Here is a 16,065-nt window from a genome sequence, read left to right as displayed (position 1 = left end):
GCGCCGCATCGGCGGCCAGGGCCACGTCTGGCTCAATGCCAACGAGGCCCCCCTGGCCTACCCCTTCACCGTCGAGGGGAGCCGTCTCAACCGCTATCCCGAGTGCCAGCCGGCCGAGGTGGTGAACGGCTATGCCGCCTACGCCGGGATCAATCCGGATCAGGTGCTGGTAAGCCGCGGTGCCGACGAGGCCATCGAGCTCTTGATCCGCACCTTCTGCGAGGCAGGGGAAGATCAGATCCTCATCTGCCCCCCCACCTACGGCATGTACGCCATCAGCGCCGAGACCTGTGGCGTGGGGATTGTCGAGCAGCCATTGACCGCCAGCCGTCAGCCGGACTGGCCCGCCATCGCCGATCGCCTCTCTGACGTGAAGCTGGTGTTCCTCTGCTCCCCCAACAATCCCACCGGGGATCTGGTGGGCCGCAAGGGACTCGTCGCCCTGCTGGAGAAGGCCCGGGACCGCGCCATCATCGTCGTGGACGAGGCCTACATCGAGTTCTGCCCGGAGGCCTCCGTGGTGGACCTGCTGGCCCAATACCCGAACCTGGTGGTGACCCGCACCCTCTCCAAGGCCTTCGCGCTGGCGGGGATCCGCTGCGGCTTTACCCTGGGGGATCCCGAGGTGATTGCCATGCTGGCCAAGGTGATCGCGCCCTACCCCATTCCCGACCCCATCGCCCAGATTGCCGCCCAGGCGCTCTCTCCCATGGGGCTGGAACTGATGCAGGAGCGGGTGCAGGAGCTCAACAAGCAAAAGGCGCTCATCAAGGCGGAGCTGCTTCGTTTGTCCTGCGTCAAGGAAGTGTTCGAGGACAAGGGCAACTTCGTGCTGGTGCGCTTCAAAGATGGCGCCGCCGTGTTCGCTGCCATGAAGGCCGCCGGCATCATCTTGCGTGATTTCTCCAGCAAGCCTGGCCTTGACAACAGCATCCGCATCACCATCGGCTATCAGGGCGAAATGGACGCCGTGCTGGCGGTATTGCGTGACCTGCCCCCACCCTCTCTGTAAGACAAGCAAGGATGTAGCGATGAAAACCCCGTTTTTGTTTATCGACCGTGACGGCACCCTGATCGAGGAGCCGGTCACCGACAAGCAAGTGGACAGCCTTGCGAAGCTGCGCTTCGAGCCCATGGTGATACCTGTGCTGCGTGAGCTCCAGGCCGCAGGCTACGTGCTGGTGATGGTGACCAACCAGGATGGGCTCGGCACCGCCAGCCTGCCCCTTGAACACTTCCAGCCGCCCCACGACCTGATGATGCACCTCTTCGAATCCCAGGGTGTTACCTGGGAGCAAGTGCTGATCTGTCCCCACTTCCCCACCGACGGTTGCAGCTGCCGCAAGCCTCACCTTGGGCTGGTGAAGGAGTATCTCGCCTCGGGCCGCATCGACTTTGCCAACTCCTTCGTGATTGGCGACAGACAGACCGACATCCAGCTTGCCGAGAACATGGGCATCCGCGGCATACGTTACCACCCGCAAGATCACGGCTGGAATGCCATTCGTGATCAGCTGCTCTCCAAGGGGCGCGTGGCCGAGGTGGAGCGCTACACCAAGGAGACCCGCATCCAGGTGGCGGTGGATCTCGACAAGAGCGGTGGCAACCAGATCGCCACCGGCATCGGCTTCTTCGATCACATGCTGGATCAGATAGCGACCCACGCGGGCTTTCGCCTCAAGCTCAAAGTGAGCGGCGATCTGCACATCGACGATCACCACACGGTGGAAGATGTGGGATTGGCGCTGGGTCAAGCCCTGCGCCAGGCCCTTGGCAACAAGCGTGGCATCGGCCGCTTCGGCTTCGTACTGGCGATGGACGAGGTGCAGGCGGTGATCGACGGGCGTCCCCGCCAGGAGGCTGACAACACCTCGCTGACCGAGCTGGACGTGGCCACGGCACTGGATCTGAGCGGCCGTCCCTACTTCGTGTTCGACTGCCCGAGCGGCTTTGGTCGCGACAGCGTAGGAGAGATGGCCACCGAGATGGTGCCCCACTTCTTCCGCTCCCTCTCTGACGCCATGGCCATCACCTTGCAGATGAAGGTGGGCAGCGGCAACACCCACCATCAGGTGGAGGCGCTGTTCAAAGGCTTTGGCCGCGCCCTGCGCCAGGCCATTCGCGTGGAAGGGAGCGAGCTTCCCTCCAGCAAGGGGGTGCTGTGATGGAGAAACAGAACCTGGTCATCATCGACACCGGCTGCGCCAACCTCGCCTCGGTGCGCATGGCGTTCGAGCGCCTCGGCGTGCAACCCAGGGTGAGCTGCAAGGCCGCCGACATCGAGCAGGCGGACAAGCTGATCCTGCCCGGCGTCGGCACCGCCATCGCCGCCATGAAGAACCTCAATGAGCGGGAACTGGTGCCCCTCATTCGCGCCGCCAAGCAGCCGCTGCTCGGTTTTTGCCTCGGCATGCAGATGCTGGCACAGGCCTCGGAAGAGAACATGAGCGCCGATGGCAGCGAAGGAGCGCTCATCGACTGCCTCGGCATCGTGCCTGGCAGGATCCGCCTGATGGAGGTGGGCAACCTGCGCCTGCCCCACATGGGCTGGAACCAGATTGAACACGACGAGACCCACCCGCTACTCAAAGGCATCCCCAGCGGCAGCTACTTCTACTTTGTCCACTCCTATGCGCTGGAGGTGACCGACGCGACCCTGGCGACCTGCGACTACGGCCTGCCCTTTACCGCCATCGTCGGGCGGGACAACTTCTTTGGCGCCCAATTCCACCCGGAGCGATCCGGACCGGCCGGTGCCCGCCTACTGCAAAACTTTCTGGAGCTATGACAGGCATGATTATTCCCGCAATCGACCTCATCAACGGTCAGGTCGTGCGCCTCTACCAGGGCGACTACGGCCAGAAAACCGCCTACAGCGACAACCCGCAGGCCCGCTTCGATGACTATGTCAGCCAGGGGGCGGCGCAGCTGCACCTGGTTGATCTGGACGGCGCCAAGGATGCCAAGGCACGCCAGTTGGCCCTCATCGCCCAGTTGCTGTCCGCCACCGAGGCACCGGTGCAGGTCGGCGGCGGCGTGCGCAGCGAACAGGACGTGGCCGACTTGCTGGCGGCCGGCGCCAGCCGGGTGGTGATCGGTTCCACCGCCGTCAAATCCCCGGATCTGGTGGCCAGCTGGATGGAGAAATATGGCCCCGAGCGCATCGTGCTGGCCCTGGATGTCAACATCGATGAACAGGGCAACCGCCACATCGCAGTAGCTGGCTGGCAGGAGAACAGCGGCATCTCCATCGAGGCGCTGATCGAGCGCTTCCTCCCCGTCGGGCTCAGACACGTGCTCTGCACCGACATCAGCCGGGACGGTACCCTGGCGGGCACCAACGTCGAACTCTACCGGGATCTCTGTGCCCGCTACCCGAGCGTCGGCTTCCAGGCCTCCGGCGGTATCGGCGGTCTGGCGGATATCGAGGCGCTCAAGGGAACCGGCGTCAAGGGGATCATCCTCGGCCGTGCCCTGCTGGAGGGCAAGTTTGACGTGGCAGAAGCCATTCGCTGCTGGGGTGACGGCCGCGCTGCGTGACGCGCCCCTTTCCGGCATCAGACAGCCTGCCCATCCGGGCAGGCCTCTTTCTCCCCGATGGGGGCGAACCTTATGATTTGGCAGCAATTGGCTCTATACTCGACCTCACAGGGATAGCGTCATGGAAGACATATGTTGACACCTCACAACGCCACCATCCTGATCGTCGACGACTCACCCGAAAATCTGATGGTACTGACCGAATTGCTTTCGCCTCATTACCGCGTGCTGGCTGCGCAGAGCGGGGAAAAATGCCTGCGCATCGTCAGCGCGGATCCAAAGCCTGACCTCATCCTGCTGGATGTGATGATGCCCGGCATGGATGGTTATGAAGTGCTCAGGCAATTGCGTCAGTCCCCGATCAGCAGTCGTATTCCCGTCGTTCTGCTCACCGCCCTCGCCGACCCCCAGAGCGAGGAGTTCGGCCTCTCCCTTGGCGCCGCCGATTACATCACCAAGCCCATCAAGCCGGTGGTCGTTCAGGCCCGGGTGCGTACCCAGCTGGAGGCCAAGCAGGCCCGTGACGGCCTGCAAAACCAGAATGCGGCGCTGGAAGCCGAGGTCGCGCGGCGAATGGCGGAAAACGACCTGATCCAGCAGGTCTCCATCCGCGCACTCGCCCACCTGGCGGAGATCCGCGACCCCGAAACCGGCAACCATATCCTGCGCACCCAGGGCTATGTGCGTCTGCTGGCGAGCGCCCTGGCTGATCACCCCCGTTTCGCCGATACCCTGACCCCGGGTTACATCGACCTGCTGAGCCGCTCCGCACCGCTTCATGATATCGGCAAGGTGGGCATTCCCGACCACATCCTGCTCAAGCCGGGCAAGCTGACCCCGGAGGAGTGGCAGATCATGCGCACCCACGCCAAGCTCGGCAGCGATGCCATCGAGGAGGCCGAACAGGACATGGAGCAGCCCCTGGCCTTCCTCACCCTGGCCAAGGAGATCGCCCACTGGCACCATGAGAAGTGGGATGGCAGCGGCTACCCGGACGGCTTGCAAGGGGACGCCATACCCCTCTCGGCCCGCCTGATGGCGCTGGCAGACGTGTTTGACGCCCTCATCTGCGCCAGGGTCTACAAGCCGGCCATGAGCTACGACGAGGCGCGCGCCCTCATCCTCTCCGGCAGCGGCCACCATTTCGATCCCGATGTCGTGACCGCCTTCGATCGCCATTTCGACGCGTTCGTCACCATTGCCGAACGCTACCAGGATGGCAGCGAGGCCGTGGATGGCTGAGGCTCCCCTGACCCGGGCACATGTGCTCAACGTCGTGCTCACCTATGCCGCCGTGGCAAGCCTGTGGATCCTGCTCTCCGACAAGGCGGTGGAGTGGCTGTTCAGCACCCCTGCCCAGTTCGCCATGGCTAGCACCATCAAGGGCTGGATCTTCATCCTCATCACGGCCCTCATGCTCTATGCCATGCTGCGTCGTCGCATTGACACCACCGGCAGCACACCTGTCTTTACGCGGCGTCAATGGATCCCCTTCCTGTTGCTCAACGGGCTCATTTTGGCCCTGACCGCCATGGCCATCGCCCGCAACATCGAACTGGCACGCAACAAGGAGGTGGCTCGTCTCGAAGCCATCGCCGATCTCAAGAGCCAGCGCGTCACCGAGTGGCTCGGTACCCACGAGGAGGATATTCACCAGCTCATAAAGGGTCTGGGCAGTACTGATTTCTATCGTCCCGGACAAGCACCATCCTCACCCGAAGCGATCACGCCACCACTGGCAAGGCTGCTCGAATTCATCTCGGTACGCGGATTTCACGGTGCGGCCGTGTTCAATCCTGCCGGGCAACCCCTGTGGCATACCCCGGGTGGCGACACCATGAATGCCACGTTGCGTGACGCCCTGCCACGGCTCGAGCAGGGCAACGTCATGCGTCTTGGTCCCTATCTCGATGATCGCGGTCACGCCAGGCTGGACTTTCTGGTCAATCTGGAGGTCGCTGCAGGACCTGCCCCCGTGCTGGTGATGCAGATAAGCGCAAATCGCTGGCTCGATCAGATCCTGGGGGCCTGGCCCGTCCCAGACAGCAGCGGAGAAGCCATTCTGTTTCGCCAGCAGGGGGATCAGGTCCACTATCTGAGTAGCCTGCGCTATCGCCCGGAACCGGCTCTCACCCTGCACTATCCCGTCACCCACCCCACCCTGCTGGCAGCCCAGTATTTGCGGCTCGCCGAACGCGGCACGCCCCAGGTACTCTATGGCCAGGATTACCGGGGCAGCGAGGTCTTCGGGGTTGTCTATCCGGTCATGAACACGGACTGGTACCTGCTGGCCAAGATCGACAAGGCGGAACTCTACCAGGCCACCTTCAAGGAGAGCGTCTGGATCGGTCTCATCGGCCTGCTGGTGCTCTTTGTCACCAACGCCGGCATCATCCTGCTGCGCCAGCACACCCGGCTGCAGATGGCCGAACAGCTCCAGTACTCCCAGTCCCAGCGGCTGGAGGCGTTGCAACTGCTCTCCGCCATCGCCGACAGCTCGGAAGACGCCATCTTCGCCAAGAACAAGGAGGGCAGATACATCCTCTTCAACCGGGCCGCCAGCCAGTTTGTCGGCAAGCCGGTTGACGAGGTGCTGGGCCAGGATGATCTGACGCTCTTCCCGCCGCAGCAGGCGCAGATGCTGATGGCATCCGGGCGCCAGGTCATAGAGCGCAACCGGGTGCAGACCGAGGAGGAGTACCTGACCCTGCCCGATGGCGAGCATGTGTTTCTCGCAACCAAAGGTCCCTTGCAAGACAGCGAGGGGCAGGTGATCGGGATCTTCGGCATCTCTCGGGACATCACGAACTTCAAACGGGCCGAGGCCGACTTGCGAGAGCGGGAGGGGCTGTTCCGTGCACTGGTGGAGCAATCCCTTGCCGGGATCTACATCATCCAGCAGGGTCGGCTCTGCTACATCAACCCCTGTTTTGCCCGACTGTTTGGCTATGACACTCCGGGGGCGCTGATCGCCGTTGGCCAGTTACACGCCCTTGCTGCTCCCAAGGACAGCACCAGGGTCGCCGAGCTGGTGCACGCGTGCGAGCAGGACGCGCGCGATATTCACACCCGCTTCAGTGCCCTGCATCAGCACGGGGAATCTCTGGAGGTCGAGCTGTACGGGCGGCGCGTCGACTACCTCGGTCAGCCCGCCATCATCGGCATTCTGCTCGATGTCACCGAACGGGAGCAGGTTGAACAGGCCCTGACCCGCCAGGCCAGCGAGTTGCGCCAGCAGAACCATGAGCTGGAGCGGTTCAACAAGGTGATGGTGGACAGGGAGCTCGCCATGCTGGCCCTCAAGCACCAGATCAACGGGCTCTCCCGTCAGCTCGGAGTGCCGCCCCCCTATCCCCAGGCCCCCATGCCACCGGAGGATCTCCCATGATGAGCTGGTCACCCCTGTGGCATGTGCGCCCCTCCACCCAGCGCTGGGGGATCTCCCTGCTGGCCGTGCTGCTGCCCGCTCTGATGTTGCAAATCCGGGTCCAGCTGCCCATCGCCTTTGGCGAGCGACCGCTGCTGGTTCTCTTCATGCTGCCCATCATCGTTTGCGCCCTGTTGGGGGGCTTGTTGCCAGGTCTGCTCTGCACCCTGATCACCGCCCTGGTCACCAGCTATTTCATGCTCCCTCCCATTTATTCACTGAGTGTCGAGGCTGGCCAGGATCTGGTGCAATGGTGCCTGCTCATCGCCAACGGACTGCTCATCAGCGTGCTCAGTGCCGCCTTTCATCGCGCCCGGGCCAGAGAGGTCCTGCGCTGGCAGGAGCTGATGAACACCCAGAACCAGTTACAGCAGAGCGAGAACCGCTTCCAGGTCACCTTCGAACAGGCGGCGGTCGGCATCGCCCTGGTCTCCCCCGATGGACACTGGCTGCGTGTCAATCAGCGGCTGTGCCACATCCTGGGCTACCGGGCCGACGAGCTCACCGGGATGACGTTCCAGCAGTTGACCCACCCGGACGATCTCTACCTCGATGAGGCCCACGTGGCCCGGGTGCTGGCGGGGACCATCCCCCACTACACCCTGGAGAAGCGCTACCTGCACAAGGGGGGCGAGATCATCTGGACCACTCTGACGGTGGCCCTGGTGCGCGACGCCGAGGGCAATCCCGACTACTTCATCTCCATCATCGAGGACAACCGGCAGAACAAGGAGACCGAGGAGGCGCTGCGCCGCAACGAAGCCATACTGCGCGAGTCCCAGCGTCTCGCCAAGATAGGGAACTGGCGCTGGCGCGTGGCCGATGACAGCCACTTCTGGTCACCGGAGATCTATCGCATCTATGGCCGGGATCCGGCCCTCCCCCCCGCCGTCTATCCCGAGGTCAGAAAATACTTCACCCAGGAGGGGTGGCACACGGTGGCCCAGGCCGTCGAGCGCTGCAGGATGGACGGGCAGCCCTACGAATGCGATGCCGAAGTGATCACGGAGCAGGGGGAGACCGCCTGGGTCATTGCCCGCGGGGCGGCGCTCAGGGACAGGGATGGCACCATACTCGAGCTCTACGGCACCGTGCAGGACATCACGGAGCGCAAGCTCGCGGAGCAGCGCCTGCAACACAATCAGCAGATGGCGCTCGATACCCAGCGCCGTGCTCGCCTCGCAGCCCTCAACCTGATGGACGACGCCATCAGTGCACGGGTGCGCGCCGAAACCGTCAGCAGCGCCCTGCGCGAGAGCGAACAGCGCCTGCTGATGGCCCAGGAAGGAGCCCATGTCGGCATCTGGGAATGGGACATGGTCAGCAACCGTCTCTTCTTCTCGCCGGAATGCGCCCGCCTCTATGGCCGCAGTGCCGAGGCGCTCGGCGAGCTGGCCGCCTGGCAAGCCTGCCTGCATCCGGATGACAGGCCCCGCATCGAGCAGTTGCTGGCGGAGCGGGCGGTTAGCGGCGCCCCCGTCGAGCTGGAGTTCAGGATCCTGCTGCCAGATGGCGGCATCCGCTGGCTGGTGAGCAAAGGGAGCGTCTATCGGGACGCCCAGCAGCGGCCCGTGCGACTCCTTGGCATCCATCTGGACATCACCCAGAGCAAGCTGGCCGAGCAGCAGTTGCGCCAGTTGTCCCTGGCCCTCGAACAGAGCCCTGACGGCGTCTTCATCACCGACACCCGGGCGCGCATCGAGTACGTCAACCCTGCCTTCCTCGCCGCCAGCGGTTACCAGCAGCACGAAGTGATAGGCCGGACCCCGTCCCTGCTGCGCTCTGGCCTCACCCCGGATGCCAGCTATGTCGCCCTGTGGGATGCCATCAACCACGGCCAGCGCTGGCATGGCGAATTCATCAACCAGCGCAAGGATGGCTCCCACTACCAGGTGCTGGCCACGGTGTCGCCGATCCGCCAGGAGAGCGGTGAAATCACCCACTACGTCACGGTCCAGGCCGACATCACCGAGAAGAAGCAGCTCGGCGAGGAGCTGGACCAGTATCGCTACCACCTGGAGGAGATGGTCAACGAGCGCACCCGGCAGCTGGCCCAGGCCCACCAGCGGGCCGAAAGCGCCAACCACGCCAAGAGCGCCTTCCTTGCCAACATGAGCCACGAGATCCGCACCCCCATGAACGCCATCCTGGGGCTCACCTATCTGCTCAAGCGCGACACCCGGGATCCCACCGACCTCGAACGGCTGACCAAGATAGACACTGCCGCCCAGCACCTGCTCAGCATCCTCAACGACATCCTGGATCTCTCCAAGATCGATGCGGGCAAGATGACGCTGGATCTGACCGATTTCTCCCTCACCGCCATGCTGGACAACGTCCGCGCCCTGATGAACGACCAGGCCAGGGCCAAGGGGCTCACCATAGTGACGGACATCGGCGATACCCCCGCCTGGGTGCACGGCGACATCACCCGCCTGCGCCAGGCCCTGCTCAACTATGCGACCAACGCCATCAAGTTCACCGAGCAGGGAACCGTCACCCTGCGCGTCAGGCTGGCCCGCCCCCTCACCACCGGCTACCTGCTGCGCTTCGAGGTGGAAGACACCGGCATCGGCATCACCCCTGCGCAGCGCGAGAAGCTGTTCCAGGCGTTCGAACAGGCGGATGTCTCCACCACTCGCAGATATGGCGGCACTGGCCTTGGCCTTGCAATCACCAGCCGGATCGCCGCCCTGATGGGGGGTGAGGTCGGAGTCACCAGCGAGCCAGGCCAGGGAAGCTGCTTCTGGTTTACCGCCAGGCTGTTCAAGGCAAAGGAGGACGCCCCTTCCCGGACCCCATCCGAGCAGGGGAACCAACAGGCCTTCAGCTTCCCTCGCCACGCCCGGATCCTGCTGGTGGAAGACAACGCCATCAACCGGGAAGTGGTGCTCGAGCTCCTGTGCCACAGCGGCCTCGTCATCGAGACGGCCGTCAACGGCCAGGAGGCCCTGACCCGCGTCAGCCAGCACCCCTTCGACCTCGTCCTGATGGACATACAGATGCCGGTGATGGATGGCTACAGCGCCACCCGCGCCATCCGGGCCCTGCCCGGCATGGACAGGCTGCCCATCCTGGCGCTCACCGCCAGCGCCTTCGAGGAGGACAGAAAGGCGAGCGCATCGGCCGGCATGAACGATTTCATTGCCAAGCCCGTCACCCCCGCCAAGCTGTTTGAAGCCCTGCAGCGCTGGTTGCCCCAGGGCAAGGTCCCCGAGCTTGCCCCGGACGACAGCACTCGCCATCCCGTGACAGGCCCCCTTGCCCGCTTGCAGGCACACCCGGGACTGGATCTCGACCAGGGGCTGGCGGCCCTCAACGGCAATCAGGAGAAATACCTGGCCCTGCTTCGCTACTTCATCCATGAGCATGGCCAGGACATGGCCCGGCTGCACCGCCACTTGCAGGCCGGGGAGCACAGTGGTGCGACCCGCATGGTCCACAGCCTGCGCGGCGTGGCGAGCACCCTGGGGGCACATGAGCTGTCGCGCCACTGCTTGACCCTGGAGCAGGCCATCGCGGACGGCAACACTGAGCCCACCGGACTCATGTCATCCATCGATGAGGAGATCGCCGCCCTTTGCGCTCTGCTCGGGGACGATCTCGCCACCCCGACCACCGATCTGGTGCCCCTGGGGGATCAGTGGCGCCAGCAACTGCTGGGCCAGATGGAAGCCCTGCTGGTGCAAAGCGACACCGCCGTGATCCCCCTCTACGAGCAGTATGCCGGTCCCCTTCGCCTCATGCTGGGGTCTCGCAGCGACACCCTGACCAGGCAGCTGAAGGCGTTTGATTTTGATGCCGCCCTGCTCACCCTGCGCCAGCATATGGCAACGGACGAGACCCACCCGGACGATCGGGCTCCCCTCCCCGAGGCGCCAGCCTGCCATCCGGGGCAGGTGAAGGGCGACAAAGGGTTGAATCACTGAATGAAGTCATGCATATAGTGGGGTGCCCAGAAGCGACGAGACGGTCTGCCAGGCCTGTCGTTTCCCCCGTCAGGGGCCCCCGTTCAAGGCATGCCAACCCTGTTCCCGTCCGCCGCCCGGGCCAACGCCGGCGGCAGAACGACGTTTCTTTAACCGTGCTTTACATGGAGCAATGAGCATGTTGTCAAAGCGTATTATCCCCTGTCTCGACGTCAAAGATGGCGTGGTGGTCAAGGGCGTGCAGTTTCGCAACCACGAGGTGATGGGCGGCATTGTCGACCTCGCCCGCCGCTACGCCGCCGAGGGCGCCGATGAGCTGGTCTTCTATGACATCACCGCCTCGAGCGACGAACGGGTAGTGGACAAGAGCTGGGTAAGCCGGGTGGCGGAAGTCATCGATATCCCCTTCTGCGTCGCCGGCGGCATCAAGAGCGTGGAGGATGCTCGCCAGATCCTGGAATTCGGTGCCGACAAGGTCTCCATCAACTCCCCCGCCCTGGCCGATCCCACCCTGATCACCCGGCTCGCCGAGCGCTTCGGCGTGCAGTGCGTGGTGGTGGGTATCGACTCCTACTTCGATGCCGCCCTCGGTCAATATCAGGTCAAACAGTTTACCGGCGACGAGAGCCGCACCCGCACCACCACCTGGACCACCCTGGAGTGGGTACAGGAAGTGCAGCGCCGGGGCGCGGGGGAGATAGTGCTCAACGTGATGAACCAGGACGGCATGCGTCAGGGGTACGACCTTGAGCAGCTCAAGCTGGTGCGCGCCGTGTGCAAGGTGCCCCTCATCGCCTCCGGCGGCGCCGGGGCCATGGAGCACTTTCGCGATGCCTTTACCCTGGCCGACGTGGACGGGGCGCTGGCCGCCTCCGTGTTCCACAAGGGCCTCATTCCCATTCCCGAATTGAAACGCTGGCTGAAAAACGAAGGAGTCGCCATCCGTGAATAATCAAGCAGTAGACAATGCATTGCCGCTGGCCGAGCGCCTGGACTGGGCCAAGTGTGAGGGCATGATCCCCGCCATCGTCCAGCATTCCCTCAGCGGCGAAGTGCTGATGCAGGGCTTCATGACCCGCGAGGCGCTGGAAAAGACCCAGACCACCGGCCAGGTCACCTTCTTCAGCCGCAGCAAGCAGCGCCTGTGGACCAAGGGCGAGAGCTCGGGCCATGTGCTCAAGCTCGTCGCCATCACCACCGACTGTGATCAGGACTCCCTGCTCATTGCCGCCGACCCGGTCGGCCCCACCTGCCATCTGGGCAACCCCTCCTGCTTCGACGGCCACCCCGTGCCGCCGCTCGGCTTCCTGGCCGAGCTCGAACAGATCCTGGCATCACGCAAAGGGGCAGATCCCGCCACCAGCTACACCGCCAGCCTCTATGGCAAAGGCACCAAGCGAATCGCCCAGAAGGTGGGTGAAGAGGGGGTGGAAGTGGCCCTGGCCGCCATGGCGAAAGACAGGGAAGAGCTCATCAACGAATCCGCCGACCTGCTCTACCACCTGACCGTCTTGCTGCAAAACGAAGGCTTGGGTTTGAAGGATGTGGTGCAGCGCCTGCATGAGCGCCACACCAAGTAATTATTGAATTCTGTTCAACAAAACGGGCCCTATGGGCCCGTTTCATTTCATGATTGCCCCCTCGCCGGGGGATGGCAGGCCCCGCGCCGCCCTCAGCCGATACGGGTCCAGAAGCTCATGTTGACCGAGTGATGGTCAAGCAGGGTCAGGTACTCCCCTGCCACGTCGTTGTGCAGCCACTGCTGGCAATAGGCTTCCACCAGCGACTGGCTGGGGGCCATCACCACGTCGGCATAGAGGCCGTCGGCGCCGCGCAGCAGGCAGTGCATGATGAGCCCGGATTGCTGGACAAGAAACTCGGACTCGACCCGCCGTGACAGGGCGAGCAAATCCGCCTCCGTCACCCCTTCCCTGAGCCTGAAGGTGGCAAATTCGACGCCTCCTGCCTCTTGCATGTCACCCTTGATGATCATCTCGTTTTCTCCGTTGTGGATGGTCTGGAGAACCCAGCATAACGAAGGGCTACTGACAGCCTTGTGTCAGTCCTGAATGACCTTTTCGGCGCTACTGCCCCCAGGGAGGAACGCGTCCGACTGGCGCAGGGCAAGGTAATCGGCCAGAGTCGCGCCAGGGGGCGCCCCTTCTCCCGGTCGGCACGGCGCCAGGGTGTCGATACGATCCACCCTGAAATCCCGGTAGGCCCGGCGCAGCGCACACCAGGCGCCGAGCGTCCAGCACCCGCCCCAGTAGAAGAGCCCGAGGGGAAAGAGCTGACGTTCCGTCCTGCTGGCGCTGGCATCCCGGTAGCCAATGTGCAGCCAGTGACCGGCCGTGATGGCGTCGTGCAACCTGTCCCAGCGAGCGTATGCAGGCTGCGCCGTGGAATAGTCCGGCACCCGCACCACGGGGACGCGAGGTGCCCGAGCCTCCTTGGCGGGCAGGGCCGCCTCAATCTTGGCGAGCAGGGCGCGGGCCGGATCGGCCATCCCCTTGCCCGTCAGCACCGCCACCAGGTTCACCCCGGTGATGAGGGCCTCCAGCTCGGCCGCACTCAGTTGCAACGGGGCCATTTCGAACCCCTCGCTCAGCCGATAGCCCAGCCCGGCTTCACCGTAAACCGGAATGCCCGCCAAAGAGAGATCGTCGATATAGCGGTAGATGGTGCGCTCCGACACGCACAGACGCGTCGCCAGCTCCCGGGCGGTCAGGGGTTGATGCGCCCGCAGCAGGTTGGTCAGTTGAAACAGTCGATCCGATTTTCTCACAGGCATCCTCAGGCTGGCGGGACATGGCGGCCATGGTAAGCCGGGACGGGCTCGAAAGGCACGCTTTGTTGGCTGGCGACCGCTACCGGCGAGGCCCTGCTTCTTTGCATCGCGCAACACAAAACGGGCCCGCAGGCCCGTTGATGGCGCGGCGCCTTTGTCGTCACGCCAACTGCTTGCGCAGCATGAATTTTTGCACCTTGCCGGTGGAGGTCTTCGGCAGCGGGGTGAAGATGATGCGCTTGGGGGCCTTGAAGTGGGCCATCTGCTCGCGGCAGAACGCAATGAGCTCGGCCTGGGTGAGCTCGCGCCCCTCCTTGAGCTTGACGAAGGCGCAGGGCACCTCCCCCCAGGTCTCGTCCGGCATGGCGATCACCGCGGCTTCTTCCACATCGGGGTGGCGATAGAGCACGTCCTCCACCTCCAGGCTGGAGATGTTCTCCCCGCCGGAGATGATGATGTCCTTGGATCTGTCCTTGATCTCCACATAGCCGTCCGGGTGCCAGACCGCGAGATCCCCGCTTCGAAACCATCCCTGTGCCATCGCCTCTTCGCTCGCCGCCGGGTTCTTGAGGTAGCCCTTCATGACGATGTTGCCCCGCAGCACTATCTCTCCCAGGGTCTTGCCATCCATGGGGACCGGCTCGCCGCTGACGGGATTGATGACCCGCATCTCCCCTTGCAGGGGGGAGGCCACCCCCTGGCGCGCCTTGAGACGGGAGAGGGTGGTGGCATCCTGCCCCTGCCAGTGTCTTTGCGGCTCGCACACCACGCAGGGGCCATAGGTTTCGGTGAGGCCATAGACATGGGTCACGGCGATCCCCATCGCCTCCATGCCGGCGATCACGGTGGCGGGTGGCGCTGCCCCCGCCGTCATCGCCTTGACGGGGTGGTCGAGTCCCTGCTTGAGGGCCGGATCGGCATTGTTGAGCATATTGAGCACGATGGGGGCGGCGCAGAAATGGCTCACCTTGTGTTCGCGCAGCGCCCCGTAGATGGCCGCCGCCTGCACGTGGCGCAGGCAGACGCTCACCCCGGCGGTGGCCGCCAGGGTCCAGGGGAAGCACCAGCCGTTGCAGTGGAACATCGGCAGGGTCCAGAGGTAGACGGGGTGCTTGGGCAGCTCCCAGGAGAGGGCATTGTTGACCGCATTGAGGTGGGCGCCGCGATGGTGATAGACCACCCCCTTGGGGTTCCCCGTGGTGCCGGAGGTGTAGTTGAGGGAAATGGCCTGCCACTCGTCCGCCGGCAGCCAGCCGGGTTCGTCCCCGTCCCCCAGGGCGATGAACCCCTCGTAGTCGAGCTCGCCGACCAGCTCCCCTTCCCGGTAGAGGGGATCGTCGATGGCGATCACCAGGGGCTGGCCGTCGATGAGGGAGAGCGCCTTTCGCACCAGGGCGCCGAATTCCCGGTCCACCAGCACCACCTTGCTCTGGGCATGCTGGAAGATGAAGGCCATGGACTCGGCATCGAGCCGGGTGTTGATGGTGTTGAGCACGGCGCCGCTCATGGGCACCCCGAAGTGCGCCTCGAACATGGCCGGCACATTGGGGGCGACGATGGAGACGGTGTCCCCCTCGCCAATGCCGCGACGGCGCAGGGCCGAGGCGAGCTGGCGGCAGCGCCGCTCGGTCTGGGCCCAGCTCTGGCGCAGGGGCCCGTGGATCAGCGCCGGATAGTCGGGATAGACCCGGGCTGCCCGCCCCAGAAAGCTCAAGGGGGTCAGCGCCTCGAAATTGGCGGGCGTCTTGCCAAGGCCGGCGTCGTACATGTTCTGCTCTGTCATCGGATCCTTCCTCACAGGGGCACAAAACGGGGTGGCTCTCGCGGTTCACCACGACCGGCATTGCGCCCTGATGCGGGGCCAGGATGCCGGCTGGAACCGGATGAAAGGGTATCAAGGGGGCCAGATCCCAGGTATTAGCGAAACGTCTTAGGGGCCCTCGGCCCTGCTCTCCCTGTCGCCAATCGCCGACGCTATTTTTGCGCGGTCACTTTTTGCGCAGTCAGCCCCTGTCGCGATCCCGTGGCCCTTGCCTTGAGCCTGCGGCGCAAAATGCCAAGAATGATCCCAAGCCCTCAACGGGTATGAGTACAAGGAGAAGAGTGATGAACAAATCCATGTTGGCAGGTGTCGGGATCGGTGTAGCCTCTGCGCTGGCATTGTCGGCGGTCGCCAGCGGATCCCTGTTTTCATCAGAGCCCCAGTTTGCCGAGGTGCTGGCCAGCAAGCCGGTGACCGAGACCATCAAGACGCCGCGTCAGGAGTGCCGCAACGTCACCCTGACCCACCGCAAGCCGGTGCAGGACGAGCACAAGATCCTGGGTACCGTGGTTGGCGCAGCCCTGGGCGGCGTGGTCGGCCACCAGTTTGGCGGTGGCAG

At 64.2% G+C, this 16,065-nt stretch carries 12 protein-coding genes and 1 pseudogene; 10 read left to right on the top strand and 3 right to left on the bottom strand.

Features of this window, described 5'->3' with window-relative positions; genetic code table 11:
- The 9 genes from hisC to hisIE all read left to right on the top strand — a co-directional run.
- On the top strand, positions 1-1,012 hold a 1,012-nt coding region (hisC, locus tag AACR77_RS10855), incomplete at its 5' end, for a histidinol-phosphate transaminase (protein ID WP_042881394.1).
- A gap of 19 nt (positions 1,013-1,031) precedes the next feature.
- Positions 1,032-2,165, top strand: a complete 1,134-nt coding sequence (gene hisB / locus AACR77_RS10850) for a bifunctional histidinol-phosphatase/imidazoleglycerol-phosphate dehydratase HisB (protein WP_042881391.1) — start codon at positions 1,032-1,034, stop codon at positions 2,163-2,165.
- Positions 2,165-2,788, top strand: a complete 624-nt coding sequence (hisH, locus tag AACR77_RS10845; protein ID WP_042881388.1) for an imidazole glycerol phosphate synthase subunit HisH — start codon at positions 2,165-2,167, stop codon at positions 2,786-2,788. The genes hisB and hisH overlap by 1 nt, the downstream gene beginning before the upstream one ends.
- Before the next feature lie 5 nt (positions 2,789-2,793).
- Positions 2,794-3,540, top strand: a complete 747-nt coding sequence (gene hisA, locus AACR77_RS10840) for a 1-(5-phosphoribosyl)-5-[(5-phosphoribosylamino)methylideneamino]imidazole-4-carboxamide isomerase (protein ID WP_039039128.1) — start codon at positions 2,794-2,796, stop codon at positions 3,538-3,540.
- A 132-nt stretch (positions 3,541-3,672) separates the two neighbouring features.
- Entirely contained in the window at positions 3,673-4,782 is a 1,110-nt protein-coding gene (locus AACR77_RS10835; protein ID WP_010674688.1) for a response regulator, read from the top strand.
- Positions 4,775-6,928: a PAS domain-containing protein gene (locus AACR77_RS10830; protein ID WP_081999431.1), complete on the top strand. Its 2,154-nt coding sequence runs from the start codon at positions 4,775-4,777 to the stop codon at positions 6,926-6,928. The genes AACR77_RS10835 and AACR77_RS10830 overlap by 8 nt, the downstream gene beginning before the upstream one ends.
- A complete protein-coding gene (locus AACR77_RS10825) occupies positions 6,925-10,896 on the top strand; it encodes a PAS domain S-box protein (protein WP_042881384.1) in 3,972 nt (1,323 codons plus the stop codon). The genes AACR77_RS10830 and AACR77_RS10825 overlap by 4 nt, the downstream gene beginning before the upstream one ends.
- A 178-nt stretch (positions 10,897-11,074) precedes the next feature.
- Positions 11,075-11,848 carry an imidazole glycerol phosphate synthase subunit HisF gene (hisF, locus tag AACR77_RS10820; RefSeq protein ID WP_042881382.1) on the top strand — a complete coding sequence of 258 codons (774 nt, stop codon included), beginning with the start codon at positions 11,075-11,077 and terminating at the stop codon, positions 11,846-11,848.
- Positions 11,841-12,476, top strand: coding sequence for a bifunctional phosphoribosyl-AMP cyclohydrolase/phosphoribosyl-ATP diphosphatase HisIE (gene hisIE / locus AACR77_RS10815; RefSeq protein ID WP_029314506.1), 636 nt, complete (start codon positions 11,841-11,843; stop codon positions 12,474-12,476). Before hisF ends, hisIE begins: the two co-directional genes overlap by 8 nt.
- A gap of 92 nt (positions 12,477-12,568) precedes the next feature.
- Here hisIE and AACR77_RS10810 read toward each other — a convergent pair whose 3' ends face one another.
- From AACR77_RS10810 to AACR77_RS10800, 3 genes are all read right to left on the bottom strand, one after another.
- A complete protein-coding gene (locus AACR77_RS10810) occupies positions 12,569-12,889 on the bottom strand; it encodes a hypothetical protein (RefSeq protein WP_042881380.1) in 321 nt (106 codons plus the stop codon).
- A gap of 66 nt (positions 12,890-12,955) precedes the next feature.
- On the bottom strand, positions 12,956-13,654 hold the full coding sequence (locus AACR77_RS10805; RefSeq protein ID WP_193557379.1) for a helix-turn-helix transcriptional regulator: 699 nt from the start codon (positions 13,652-13,654) through the stop codon (positions 12,956-12,958).
- Between the two features lie 190 nt (positions 13,655-13,844).
- Complete coding sequence (locus AACR77_RS10800; protein WP_042881376.1) at positions 13,845-15,467, bottom strand: acyl-CoA synthetase; 1,623 nt, start codon at positions 15,465-15,467, stop codon at positions 13,845-13,847.
- Positions 15,468-15,790: 323 nt separating this feature from the next.
- On the opposite strand from AACR77_RS10800, the pseudogene AACR77_RS10795 reads away from it, so the two are divergent.
- Positions 15,791-16,065, top strand: a pseudogene (locus AACR77_RS10795) (glycine zipper 2TM domain-containing protein); the annotation flags it as partial.

Source organism: Aeromonas sp. ZOR0002, assembly GCF_963866995.1.
GTDB lineage: Bacteria > Pseudomonadota > Gammaproteobacteria > Enterobacterales > Aeromonadaceae > Aeromonas > Aeromonas caviae.
Note: the sequence above shows the minus strand (reverse complement) of the source record. Positions and strands in the feature narration are given on the sequence as shown.

Bases quoted from the DNA above. Each gene is read 5' to 3' on its own strand.
- hisB (WP_042881391.1), top strand. From the start codon at position 1,032: ATGAAAACCCCGTTTTTGTTTATCGACCGTGACGGCACCCTGATCGAG.
- hisH (WP_042881388.1), top strand. From the start codon at position 2,165: ATGGAGAAACAGAACCTGGTCATCATCGACACCGGCTGCGCCAACCTC.
- hisA (WP_039039128.1), top strand. From the start codon at position 2,794: ATGATTATTCCCGCAATCGACCTCATCAACGGTCAGGTCGTGCGCCTC.
- AACR77_RS10835 (WP_010674688.1), top strand. From the start codon at position 3,673: ATGTTGACACCTCACAACGCCACCATCCTGATCGTCGACGACTCACCC.
- AACR77_RS10830 (WP_081999431.1), top strand. From the start codon at position 4,775: ATGGCTGAGGCTCCCCTGACCCGGGCACATGTGCTCAACGTCGTGCTC.
- AACR77_RS10825 (WP_042881384.1), top strand. From the start codon at position 6,925: ATGATGAGCTGGTCACCCCTGTGGCATGTGCGCCCCTCCACCCAGCGC.
- hisF (WP_042881382.1), top strand. From the start codon at position 11,075: ATGTTGTCAAAGCGTATTATCCCCTGTCTCGACGTCAAAGATGGCGTG.
- AACR77_RS10810 (WP_042881380.1), bottom strand. From the start codon at position 12,889: ATGATCATCAAGGGTGACATGCAAGAGGCAGGAGGCGTCGAATTTGCC.
- AACR77_RS10800 (WP_042881376.1), bottom strand. From the start codon at position 15,467: ATGACAGAGCAGAACATGTACGACGCCGGCCTTGGCAAGACGCCCGCC.